Annotated in this window: 11 protein-coding genes; 1 reads left to right on the top strand and 10 read right to left on the bottom strand. The window is 52.4% G+C overall.

Annotated features, from left to right (window positions below):
* Positions 1-271 precede the first annotated feature (271 nt).
* A complete protein-coding gene (locus ACVL1J_RS06260; RefSeq protein WP_491665196.1) occupies positions 272-1,093 on the top strand; it encodes a hypothetical protein in 822 nt (273 codons plus the stop codon).
* 421 nt (positions 1,094-1,514) lie between these two features.
* Here the strand turns inward: ACVL1J_RS06260 and ACVL1J_RS06255 are convergent, their stop codons facing one another.
* The 10 genes from ACVL1J_RS06255 to ACVL1J_RS06210 all read right to left on the bottom strand — a co-directional run bounded on the left by ACVL1J_RS06255 (position 1,515) and on the right by ACVL1J_RS06210 (position 12,008).
* Positions 1,515-2,810, bottom strand: a complete 1,296-nt coding sequence (locus tag ACVL1J_RS06255) for an OmpP1/FadL family transporter (RefSeq protein WP_491665195.1) — start codon at positions 2,808-2,810, stop codon at positions 1,515-1,517.
* Between the two features lie 122 nt (positions 2,811-2,932).
* Positions 2,933-3,748: an ABC transporter permease gene (locus ACVL1J_RS06250; protein WP_491665194.1), complete on the bottom strand. Its 816-nt coding sequence runs from the start codon at positions 3,746-3,748 to the stop codon at positions 2,933-2,935.
* A gap of 2 nt (positions 3,749-3,750) precedes the next feature.
* On the bottom strand, positions 3,751-4,536 hold the full coding sequence (locus ACVL1J_RS06245; RefSeq protein ID WP_491665193.1) for an ABC transporter ATP-binding protein: 786 nt from the start codon (positions 4,534-4,536) through the stop codon (positions 3,751-3,753).
* Complete coding sequence (gene pqqE / locus ACVL1J_RS06240; protein WP_394672731.1) at positions 4,533-5,729, bottom strand: pyrroloquinoline quinone biosynthesis protein PqqE; 1,197 nt, start codon at positions 5,727-5,729, stop codon at positions 4,533-4,535. The genes ACVL1J_RS06245 and pqqE overlap by 4 nt, the downstream gene beginning before the upstream one ends.
* Positions 5,726-6,007, bottom strand: coding sequence for a pyrroloquinoline quinone biosynthesis peptide chaperone PqqD (gene pqqD / locus ACVL1J_RS06235; RefSeq protein WP_394672730.1), 282 nt, complete (start codon positions 6,005-6,007; stop codon positions 5,726-5,728). The genes pqqE and pqqD overlap by 4 nt, the downstream gene beginning before the upstream one ends.
* The gene (pqqC, locus tag ACVL1J_RS06230) at positions 6,004-6,729 is read right to left on the bottom strand and encodes a pyrroloquinoline-quinone synthase PqqC (RefSeq protein WP_491665192.1); all 726 of its coding nucleotides are present in this window, start codon (positions 6,727-6,729) and stop codon (positions 6,004-6,006) included. The genes pqqD and pqqC overlap by 4 nt, the downstream gene beginning before the upstream one ends.
* Positions 6,726-7,658 (bottom strand): pyrroloquinoline quinone biosynthesis protein PqqB, encoded by a 933-nt coding sequence (pqqB, locus tag ACVL1J_RS06225; RefSeq protein ID WP_341238270.1) that lies wholly within the window; start codon positions 7,656-7,658, stop codon positions 6,726-6,728. The genes pqqC and pqqB overlap by 4 nt, the downstream gene beginning before the upstream one ends.
* A 72-nt stretch (positions 7,659-7,730) precedes the next feature.
* Complete coding sequence (gene pqqA / locus ACVL1J_RS06220; RefSeq protein WP_083797182.1) at positions 7,731-7,805, bottom strand: pyrroloquinoline quinone precursor peptide PqqA; 75 nt, start codon at positions 7,803-7,805, stop codon at positions 7,731-7,733.
* A gap of 260 nt (positions 7,806-8,065) precedes the next feature.
* Positions 8,066-9,250 (bottom strand): porin, encoded by a 1,185-nt coding sequence (locus ACVL1J_RS06215; protein WP_491665191.1) that lies wholly within the window; start codon positions 9,248-9,250, stop codon positions 8,066-8,068.
* Positions 9,251-9,599: 349 nt separating this feature from the next.
* Positions 9,600-12,008 (bottom strand): sigma-54-dependent Fis family transcriptional regulator, encoded by a 2,409-nt coding sequence (locus tag ACVL1J_RS06210; RefSeq protein WP_491665190.1) that lies wholly within the window; start codon positions 12,006-12,008, stop codon positions 9,600-9,602.
* Positions 12,009-12,090: the final 82 nt, after the last annotated feature.

The following is a 12,090-nucleotide window of genomic DNA, read 5'->3' as shown; positions in this document are numbered from 1 at the left end:
CACCCCCAAGTTTTCTGCCTGCTCCGCAGGGAACTTATTGACGCAAACGGTTGAATCGAATTGCTCCTTGGGACCTTCTTCTGGCAATGATTGGGAGTCGGAAGAAGTTGTGGCGGTTTGATAGTCTCCTAAAACGAATGCGTCTTTTCCGCCCGGCCTTGAGCCGGGCATTTTTTCGTCCATCCTCACAGTGAGTGATCCAAAAAACCTGTTTTTTGGTTTTCTCGGTGGCAGATTGATAATCGTGGGTTTTCATCCCTGATGCTCAATTATGTCTGAAGTCATTTCACCCGCAATTCGCCAGAAAGTTCTTCAATCTTCCAATTCCGTCATCGAGCTTCGACCACTGGGTGTGGTGCTGGCCGTTGATGGCAGTGCAGCTGTACTTCGTGAACCTCACGCTGCACCAGTTCAAAACCAATACATCGTGATCGACTTGAAAACCGGTAAGCCTGAAATTTCCGGCAGGGAAGTGTTAGCTGAAGGTGCAATGACGGCGATTAACTGTACAGCGGCGGTGGTTGCAGGCATTGTGACGTTGGGGGGTGGGGCTGTTGCACCTTTTACCGGCGGAAGCAGTGTGGCTGTGTCAGTGGTTGGTGGAGCAGCAACTCTAGCGACAGGCGCAAGCTGCGCAAATTCATTCATGAGAACTCTCAATTCAGTGATTTCTCCAGGGGTAAATCAACGCTTAGACCAAATGCCGGCATACAAAACCACGTTACAAGTTTTAGACGGTGTGTCGCTTTTGGGTGTGGGTGCATCTGCTATCGCCGCTCGGCGAGCAGTCAAGGTTTTGAGTAATGCCGGTGTGAATATTCCTGCTGCTTTAACAGGTAATATCAATAGGCAACAATCAACCCTATTGACCAAGGAGATGATTAAACTTCGCAGGCCAGATGTATCCAATGGCGAACTTAAAAAGCTAATCCGCAGTGGCAAAGAACCTAAGCGTTATTCGAAGCAAGAGATCTCTGCGGGTGCGCTCAGAAGTTTGAAAGATTCGATTGCTGCAGGTTTGTCATTTTTGTCGAGTAGTTTGGACGGGAATGTTAAAGAAATTACCATTTACCTGGTTGATTTGACATCATGAAGCCCGACACGAAAACTTTGTATCAGCTTTCGCTTTATTTCATTAGCAGCGTAATCACCTTAACTTTTTTCTTGGCGGTAGTTGACAATCTCTGGCTTAGTCTTGAATGGTGGGGGATGCAGATTGGTATTTTTGCCCTATCACTTTATTCCTTCCTTACATTGCGACAGCTTTACACGCATGGTCGAACGTGGCCTAGAAGAGCGCTACTGTTCGCCTTCCCATTGTCGTTCTCGCACGTGTTGTTAGACGTGCCCATACCTTATGCAGTGGGGCTCTGTGCCTTTAACCTTCTCTTCTGGTATGTGGCGTTTCGGCTGAGTAATCGCTTGGTCAAGCTGAGTCCTTACGGCGGGCCGTCGGGGTACTTATAAAAAAAAGCCCGGTTTGAATCCGGGCTTTTTGACACATCGAGCTGTTTTTAGAACTTGTATGACACTTGACCGGAAATAATGAATGCATCGCCTTCTGCGGTGCCCAATACACGCGTTTGTTGACCAGCAGCCGGGTTGCCTTCAGTGCTGTCGATTTTTGCCTTGTTGGGCATTACATACTGAAAGGCCACATCGAATGTGGTGGCTTTGTCGAACTTGTACTGCGAACCTACCGCGAAAGTGATGCGATCTTCATCCGGTAGGCGAACTTTGCGGCGCTCATCCGGCACCGGTGTAATGTCGTAAGCCATGCCGGCTTTCAAATTAATGGTGTCGCTGTATTTGTAAATACCACCCACCGCAAAGCGCCAGCTGTTTTTCCATTCATAGTCTTGCACAGTCAATGGCGCAGCACCCGCTGGTGCGTTTTGGCGCTGAAAGTCCAGCTTCTGAATGGTGCTCCATTCAGTCCAGGTGGCGTCGGTCAACAGTTGCCATTTGGGTGTTAATTCAGTTACCGATGAAATAGCCAGCGAGGCAGGCAGGCGGATTTTGGAAGTGAGTTCACTGTTTGCAAAAAGGCCAGCAACGGCCGGTGCAACGTTCTCGAAAGTGACGTTGCCTTCCAGGTCTTGCTCAATCGATGAGCGATAAGCCACGCCCACGCGTGTTGCAGGCGTTACCTGTCCCATCACGCCCAGGTTAAAGCCGTAGCCCCAACCATCACCCGCAATGGTCGTCAAACCTTCGGTGCCGCCAAAAGGCGCGTAGTTGATTTGTGAGCTTAGTTTGGCATCAAGCTTTTGCGCAGAAACACCTGCACCGACGGACCATTGCTCATTCACTTTGTACGAGGCAGACGGGTTGATGTTCACTGATTTGATGTCAGAAGTAACTCCTTGAAAGCGACCATACCAGTTGGGTTGAAAATCTGTTTTCAGGCCAAAGGGTGTGGCCACGGACAAGCCGAAGTTGATTCGATCGTTAAACGGGATGACAAGGTGAAAGTTGGGGATATAGCCTTCATCGCCGAACTCGCCTGTGCTGCTGCCCAGGGGGCGGCCAGGGGCGGCAGTGCTGCCCTCATTGTTGACTTCACCATTCAGGTCAATGTAATGCCCACCCAACACCACTTGGCGTTCTTTCAGGCGGCTCATGCTGGCGGGGTTAAACCAGGCCGCGCTGGCATCTTCACCAATCGCTGCTTTGCCTGCATAGGCCGCACCAGCACCACTGGCATTTTGCTCATTGAGCGCAAAACCGCCAGCTTGCACTGAACCTGTCATGCACAGAGTGGCAATGGCGGTGGAGATGATTTTGAATTGAAACGGGAATTGCTTCATGTCGTCCTCTTGGGTCCGTTTTAAGAATGGAAATTTGCGAGGACATTGTAGGTAAAAATACGAACGATCGTGCTTAATTTTTATAGAGTTATTCTCTATAAAATCTACTTTAAAATAGTATTTTACTGATTTAACGGTACGGCAGCACCGCTTTGCGAGAACTTCCAGGTGGCCACTGTCAACATGGCCACAGTCGCTCCCAGAAGTACCAAGGTGGCGAACATCAATCCAAATTCAGCATGGCTGCTGAAAGCGTGGCGAAGCAGGTCGACACAATAAGAAAAAGGATTGAGCAAGGCCACCCAGCGTGCCAGCGCAGGCATGGGTTCGATGGGGTACAAGGCGCCACTGAAAAAGAACACCGGGAAAATCACGAAGTTCATCATGACTGCAAAGCCATCAATGCTTTTTGCAAAAGTACCGCACAACACACCCAAGGCGGCACAGGTCAATGCAGCCAATGCAGCACCGGGCAGCAGCACATGAAGTTGTGGCCAAAGTGTTCGACCCACCCAGGGCAATACATTCTGCAAATCAAACCCGAGCGGAAACAGCAAGGTATAAAGGCCTTCAAGTGCCAGCAGTAACGTGATCAGCAGGCCCATTTGCACCAGCGCGCCAATGGCTGCGCCCAGGGTTTTCGCGATCAGTATGTGATAGGTTTTTACAGGGGCTGTTACCAACAGGCGCATGGTGCCTGCGTCTTTGTCCAAAGCAATGCTCAAGCCCCCGACCATGCCGCCAAACAGCAGGGTCATGCCCACAATGCCGGGCAACAAACGCGCTGTGTAGTCGCCGCCAGCCAAGGCTTGCATGCCACCACCGATAATCCACAACCAAAGTACAGGGCGCACCATGGCAGCGGCCAGCCGGTCGCGTTGTTTCAATAATTTCTGACTTTCGCGGCGTATGACAGCCCAATAAAAATGCATCAACATGCTCAGTGTGCTCCACCATTCATTTTCCAGACAAACCAGTCGGCCAGTGTGGCGGTGCGCACGCTGGTCACGCTTTGGTCTGGCAGTTCATCCAGCGCTTGTGCGGGGGTGCCCAGCCAGCTCAGTTCGCCCTGGTTCAGAAACCCCACGCGGTCGCAGGTGCTGGCTTCATCCATCAAATGCGTGGCCACGAATATGGTCAGCCCATCGATGGCCTGCAAGGTTTTCAGGGTTTGCCACACCGTATTTTTTGAAGGCACATCGAGTGCGGTGGTGGGTTCATCGAGTATGAGCACGCCGGGTTTGTGAACCATGGCGCGCGCGATGTCTACTAATCTTTTTTGTCCACCTGAAAGGCTTCCCACAGTGCGATTAAGCCAACCTTGAATTGGGAAAACAGTAAATAGATGTGTCAGGTTTGTAACTGCTTGTGCTTTGTTTAAACCTTGCAGGCCTGCGGCAAACAGCAGGTTTTCCTCCACGGTCATGAAGCGGTCCAGTGACACCGATTGAAACACAAAGCCCAGGTTTTTACGTGCCAGGTGGGCGGCCCTGCGGGTGCTGTAGCCCAGCACCGAGAGTTCGCCCTGGTCAGGTGCAATCAAGCCTGCAATCAAACTGATCAGGGTGGTTTTGCCAGCCCCATTGGGGCCCAGCAGGCCAAACATTTCACCCGCGTTTAAATCAAGGCTGACATTGCTTAACGCCTGCCGAGTTCCCCAAGAGAAGGACAAGCCTTGTGCGTGTAGTCGAATGGTGGTGTTGGTTGCGGTGTTGTTGTAGTTCAAGAGCTGTTTTTGCTGAGGTGCAAGCTGTTGTGATCGCTGCGATACCATACCACGGGCACCTCGGCTGTATTGGCCAGATTTTGCTGTTCAGGCTTTTGAACTTTCAGGTAGTCATCGGGATCATCACGCCGCTGTGCGGCGTTCACAAAGGCGACCACCTTTTCATGTTCGGGTGATTTGTGGCACACAGGGTCGGCGTTGGTGGCGTCGCCGGTGATCAAATACGCCTGACACCTGCAGCCGCCGTAGTCTTTGGCTTTGTCGGGGCAGGTGCGGCAGGGGTCTTTCATCCAGGCATCGCCACGGTAGCGCGTGAAGCCATCACTTTTGTACCAAATGTGTTCAACCGTGCTGGTTTTAACGTTCGGGAATTCAAAGCCGGGCAGCATGCGGGCGGCCTGGCAGGGCAGGGCTGTGCCGTCGGGGCTGATGCTGAGAAACACATTGCCCCAGCCGCTCATGCAAGGCTTGGGTGTTTTTTCGAAATAATCGGGCACCACAAACAACAGCTTCATGGTGTTGCCCAGTTTTTCGCGCCATGCTGCAACGCGTTCTTCGGCGTGCTTAAGCTGTTCATGAGTGGGAATGAGCGCTGCCTTGTTCTGGAAGGCCCAGCCGTAGTATTGCGTGTTGGCCAATTCCAGGTATTCCACGCCAAGCTTCACGGCCAGTTCAATGATTGAATCGATGTGATCCAGATTCAAACGGTGCAGCACCACGTTCAACACCATGGGCCAGCCAGCGGCTTTCACGGCGGTGGCAATTTCCAGTTTTTTGGCAAATGTTTTGGTGTCGCTGAGCGCATCATTCGCGGCCTGGGTTGCGTCCTGAAAGCTGACCTGAATGTGGTCAAGGCCTGCCGATTTCAGGGCATCCAGCCGAGCAGGCTTCAAGCCGATTCCGGAGGTGATCAGGTTGGTGTAGTAGCCCAGTTCATGACCGTACGCCACCAGTTCTTCAAGGTCCTCGCGCAGCAAAGGCTCGCCACCCGAAAAGCCCAGTTGCACCGCGCCCAAGGCACGGGCCTGCTTCATGGTTTCTTTCCACTCGCCGGTGGTCAGTTCATTGGTGTTGGTTTTGTAATCAACCGGGTTGTAGCAAAACACACAGTGCAGCGGGCAGCGGTAGGTGAGTTCAGCCAACAGCCACAAAGGGCCGGCCGGGCGCTGGCTTTGTTCGCTTGCGCTGGTCATGCGTCCAACCAGTTTCTGCGTGTTGCTTCTTCCAGCATGCTGCGTACATCGGCTTCCAGTCCGCTCGCGCTGAATTTGCTTTCCAGCGCGTCAACAATTTCACCCACTGTTCGGGAGCCGTCGCACAACAACAAGATTTCGCTGGCGGATTGGTTCAATTTCACCATGCCCTCGGGGTAGAGCAGCACATGTGTTTTTTGCGCCTCCTCGTATTGAAGGCGAAACAGACGATTCAGTTTTGGGTGAAGCGGCAGGGTTGGTGTTGTCTCGGAGCTCATTGTTTCTTCTGTTTTGTTTTGACCGGTTTGTCGGGGTAAGCCAGCGCGACTGCGTCTGACATGCTCCATAACACATCCAGTTTAAATTGAAGAATTTCCAGTGCACGCTCTTGTTGCGCACGGGTCTTGAAATAATTCAGTGTCACTTCCAAACCATGTTCTACATCGCGCTGTGCAAGGCTGATCCGAGACCGGAAATAATTCAAACCTTCCGGCGCAACCCATTTGTAGTCTTTGGGCCAATTGCTTAAGCGTTGTTTGTGAATTTCAGGCGCAAACATTTCAGTCAGCGACGAACACACGGCCTCTTGCCAAGGCGCACGGCGTGCGAAATTGACGTAAGCGTCTACGGCAAAGCGTACACCAGGCAGCACCAGTTGCTGGCTCCACAAGGTGTCTTTTTCTATGCCCACGGCCTCACCCAAACGGCTCCAGGCTTCAATTCCACCCGCATTGCCTTCCCAGCCATCGTGGTCGAGAATACGCTGCACCCAGCGCCGGCGTGTTTCGCGGTCGTCGCAATTGGCCATCACGGCGGCGTCTTTTTGTGGAATGCAAATTTGGTAATAAAAGCGGTTGGCCACCCAGCCGCGTAGTTGCTCGCGGCTTAGTTTGCCCTCACGCATGGCAATGTTGAAAGGGTGGTGAATGTGGTACTTGTCACCTTTGGCACGCAAGCGTTCTTCGAACTCTTTTTTGCTCCAGGCTTTGTTGTTGCTCATGCAAGAATCTCCATGCCGTCATAAGACACTTCAATTCCATTGTCGGCCAGAATGGCGCGCTCGTCGCCATGCTCGTTCAAAATCGGGTTGGTGTTGTTGATGTGGATCAGAATTTTGCGTTGGGTTTCAAACTGCCGAAGCTGGCTGATCATGCCCGAGCCGCGTTGGCCGGGTTTGTCGGTTTGAGGCAGGTGGCCCATGTCGGCCGCCATTTTTTGCGAAAACCCTTGCGTGACCATTTCGTCTTCGGTCCAGAAAGTGCCGTCCACCATCAGTACATCGGCCTCTTGCATGAAGGGCATGATGTTGGGCGTAATTTCACCCAAGCCTGGTGCATAAAACACTTTTTTGCCGGTGTTGGTGTCTTCAATCAACAGACCAATGTTGTCGCCACGGCGCTGTGCATAGCGGCTTGGGGAATAGGGGGGTGCCTTGCTGATCAGCGGGATTGATTTGATCTTGATGTTGTCCAGCGGGCTGATGGAGAAAGGCTCATCGCACTCGGTGCACAGGGGGGTCCATTTCACGCCGCAGTAAAACCCCAGCGTGGGCACCAAAGGCAGGCCGTTGGTGAGGTCTTCCCACACCGCTGGGGTGGTGAACAGGCGCATGGGGGTTTTGCCCTCGCGCATCATCAACAGGCCTGTGGTGTGGTCAATTTGTGCGTCCATCAGGATCACGGCGGAAATGCCTGTGTCGCGTGGGCCGCGGTTGGGCTGTAGTTCCGGGGTGTTTTTGATCTGGGTCAGAATGTCGGGCGAGGCATTGACCAAAATCCAGTTGGCAGACCCATCGGATATGGCGATCGACGACTGGGTGCGCGCGGTGTAGCCGGGCGCTTTGGCCCTCACGGCTTGGCAGTTGTTGCAGTTGCAGTTCCACTGCGGGAACCCTCCGCCTGCTGCGGATCCCAGAACTTTGATTTTCATAATTGCTTTTTTCAGGGGTAAAAAAAACCCCGCCAGCCTGAAAGGCTATCCGGGGCTGTGCGAACCGTCAAATTAACGGTTGGCAATGTACATGGTGATTTCGAAACCGAAACGCATGTCAACGAATGATGGTGTAGTCCACTGCATGAAATATCCTCCTTTTGCTTTATTAAAATGCACCTTGGCACATGGCTTGGGTGAAGAACTTGGCTTGCGCCGTTTTGTTCGTCCTCGAGTTATAAATAGCAATTCCCGTGCCGTACATGCAAGCCGGTCGGTATTTTTACAATGTGGAAAATGAGGCTGCTTTGGTGTTCAACCTGTTGCAGTTTGAAACACAATGCAAAAAGGCGCGAACCTTGTGAGCTCGCGCCTTAGGATAACCGTTAACGGAGGGTGGTTAACGATTAGAAGAACAGGATTGCACCTACAGCGATTGTGTTGGATTCGCCTTTGGCTGAGGGTGCACCCAACTGGTAGGTTTGTTCGTTGCTGATGTATTCACCTGCAATGGTCAGGCTTGGTGTCAAGTTGTGGTAAACGCCAAGAACCATCTGGTTGGTTTCGTCCAGCATAATGCCATTGGCTGCGCGGTCAGCAGCTGTGGCGTCCAGTGTGGACGAGCCGTAATTGATACCAAACTTGGTGTTGCCAACTTTGTATGTAGCTTGTAGCAGGTAACCGTCTGAATCACGCTCGGCGTTGTTTACGTCGCGACCACCGAAGCCGATCAGTGTGGTGCCCAGTCCTTCACCGGTAAAGTAGTTGCCGGTCAGTGACAACGCGCCGAAGTTCAGCGTACCACCGGCTTCGAAGCCGGTCAGGTCTGCGTCAGGAGCTCCTGCAGCGCCAGATTGGGACTGGTTGATCAAAGCAGCCCACAGTTTGCCACTGTCGCCCAAGCTATAACTGGCCATTGCCTGCATGCCTGGGGAATCGCTTTCCGCGCCACCAATTTCTTTGGGCTGGAATACGCCGCCCGACAAGCTTAGGTTGCCGATTGCTGGTGCCGTGTATGTGATTTGGGGCTGAAATTCAGTGTAGATATAACCAGATCCGATTCCACCCAGTGTTGTGTTGAGTGCGCCGTTGTAGCCAGAACCACCACCTACTGCCAACAAAGACATGTCGTTCAGAATGGCGTTTTGGCCAAACAGACCAATGTCACGGCCTGCCTTGATCGTACCCATTGTTTCGTTGCCGAATTGCAGGAATACGCGGCGCTGATCCCCAACCGTTTGGCCCACGCCACCAGAGAATGCAGAGCTGCCTGTGTTGGTTGTACCTGGGTCAATGGAGATCACGGCCTTCAGGTCGTAACCGGCTTGCTTGGTTGATGCTGAGAAAATGATGAAACCAGGTAAAAGACCGTTTTGAATGGTTGTGCGATCTTGGCCAGTTCCTGTGAAACCGCAAAGTGGCAAAGCACCATCGGCCGCTGCGCCGGCATTGTCACAGCTTGTTGTGTTGTAGTAGGCGTTTACAGAGCCAGAAATGTCCATTTCCCAATCACCGGCTTTGAAACCGATTGCGTGTGCCGAAGTCCCCATTGCTGCCAAGATGGAAGCTGCTACTAATTTTTTGCTGATCATGAGATCAACCCTCCAGTTTTAGTTTTTAAAGGTTGTTGCTTGTTTGTTTTCTAAAGCTCGCCAGCACACCGCAGAGTAGAACTGGCTTGAGGGGACTAGGGCAAAAGACATGCCAGTGCATAAGCTATTGATTTTAATAACATAAATTAAAATGTAGGGCTTTTGATGACAAGATGGGGCAGTGCAGTTGGTTTGAGCCAAACGGTGCGCTTTGAAACAGAATTGTGTGCGGCTGGAGCAGGTGAATGACAGTTTTGTTACAACTGTTCAAATGATTTGCGCCAAAAAAAACCACCCTGTATTTGGGTGGTTTTTTCCAGAGATGAAAGATAAGTTGGGTGAAAACAGCTTATTTGGCGTTCAAGCGTCGGTAAATGGTATTTCTGGAAATTCCCAACATTCTTGCAGCAGCGCTCACATTGCCACGACAGGTCTCAAGTGCGTCCTGGATCGCTCGTGATTCAAGGTCATCCAGGTTGATCGGATTCTCTACCTGAGCCCGGGCGGTGGCTTGCCGTGAACCCAAATAACCTTGCGCACGTGCATCATAGGCCTGAGAGTCGTAGCTCTCTTCCTTGAAGCGTGGCGTCTGCTGCAGTGAGCTGATGTGCTCTTCCCTGCTGGCGGGTTTTGAACTGTGTGTCCAGCTGTCAAATCGACCTTCCCTGAACTTGCTGAAGGTGTGATCAAGACCGTTGCTCTTGGCTGAGGGTCCTGACCGATGATGAACCTGCACTTCAAAAGTGCTGGGTTTGCTTTTTGCCGCAAACACGGGTGAGTTGCTTTGAGCGTGAGGCGTTATTTTGGATTGCACTGAGAAATTACTGCGCACACTGAACTGTGGGCGTGTAACTGCTGCTGACGTTGAGGCGCGAGGCACTTGCTGGCGCTCTTCGGTTTCAACAGGCACTTGCTCGGCTTGATTGGCTTTGGCGTCCAGTCGAAGGGCACGCCACTCATCAAGAAAATCATCTGGCAGGTGGTCCCACTCAATGGTTTCGGCTTCGTCAGTCATTACGCTGGCGGTGCGCAAAATATTCGTGAGCTGCCGAATATTGCCCGGCCATGCGTGCGTGGTAAACGCTTTCATTACTTCCGGAGACACGCGAATGCGCGGGTTGTGCGATTCATTTTCCAGAATGCGTTGAATGATTTTCTGTAAGTCGGTGCGCTCGCGCAGTGCGGGAAGACGAACCACCAAACCATGCAGGCGATAGTACAAGTCTTCACGGAAATGGCCCGTTGCAATTTGATCGCGCAGGTTGCGGTGCGTGGCGCAAATAACCTGCAAATTCACCGGAATGCTTTTCTGGCTGCCAAGCGGTGTAACCACGCGTTCCTGCAATACACGCAACAAGCGTGCTTGCAGAGAAATGGGCATGTCACCGATTTCATCAAGGAACAAAGTGCCACCGTTGGCTTGCAAAATACGGCCTTGTGAACCTTTCTTTTTTGCACCGGTGAATGCGCCGTCTTCGTAGCCAAACAACTCGGATTCAATCAGCGTTTCAGGAATCGATGCGCAATTGACTGCGACAAATGGTTTGTCTACCCGGGGCGAATCGTTGTGGATGGCTTGCGCAAGAATTTCTTTGCCTGTGCCCGTTTCACCCAGAATCAAAATGGGGATGTCTTTGTCGATGACCTTGCCCACTTTTTCGATGATTTTTGCCACCTGTGGATCGCCTGTGTTCAGGTACTTCAGGCTGGAAAGGTGATGGCTTTTCTGGCAGGTTGTGTTGGCTTTCTGCGCGGTCGGCGTTGGGTTTTGCAGCACAGCCGCATCACAATTGTTTTTGACCAAACCCACCGAGTCGAAAATACGGCCTCGGCCCACACTGCCCAAACTGGCTCGCGCTGTGACCTGGTTGCCATTGTGCAAACACAGAATCAAGGGGATTGGGTTGCAGGTGCGGTAATGGTCAATCAAGGCTGACAAAGGCATGCCGAAAAGTGAACTGAAGGTGTGGCTTTTCAGGGCATTGGCTGACATGCCGAATTGCACCATGGCTGCCCGGTTGGCGGCAAGAAATTTGCCGGCTGGCGAGAAGGCCGCCGCACCTTCAACCACGGAACCCAGAAACTCGCCGCGCTGGTGAAATTGCACAATGATCGCGTCTTGAAACGAACTGTTGAACAAATGGTTTTCGATCATTTGCGCCGACATGCGTACCAGGCCCATGGTGTGGCGGTGGTAACTGCGGTAATCGCCAGTCACATCGAGCACCCCGATGGCCACGCCATTGGGGTCGAAAATCGGAGCAGCCGAGCAGGTCAAAAAACGGTTAACGTCCAGGAAGTGATCCTGGCCGTGAACCACAGTGGGCAATTCCTCGATCAGAGCCGTACCAATGGCATTGGTGCCCTTGTGTTCTTCGCTCCAGGTTACGCCAGGTGCCAGGGCGACTTTCTGCGCCTTGACCAGAAAATCATCATCGCCCAGTGATTCAATGATCGTACCGCTGGCGTCTGTCAGCAACACCATGCTGTGCGTGTTCACAACCTGTTCGTACAAGGTTTCCATGAATGGCAGGGCGCACGACTTCAGCCGGTTGTTCTTTTCAATCAGCTCTTTTAGTGCGCTGCCGGGTGGCGGGGCAATGTCCACTTTGGACGTGGTGTCCAGCCCTGCGGCCGTGGAACGCTGGTGCGCACGCCGAATGAATTCGAGGTGCCCCTCCGTGCCCGGGTCGATCAGCTCTATCACTTGGGCGTTGGATGCGAGGCTGCCGCCATCCCGCTCGGATAAGAAAGTCATCCATGTCTCCTGCTTCTTGTGGTGCTGCGTTTTATAAGTATGTTTTTGGGTGCAACTTGAAGCGCTGAATGTTTTTGGTTGT

This window comes from Limnobacter sp. G6BE5S (assembly GCF_058448965.1).
The sequence above is the reverse complement of the archived record's forward strand: the minus strand, read 5'-3'. Positions and strand labels throughout refer to the sequence as shown.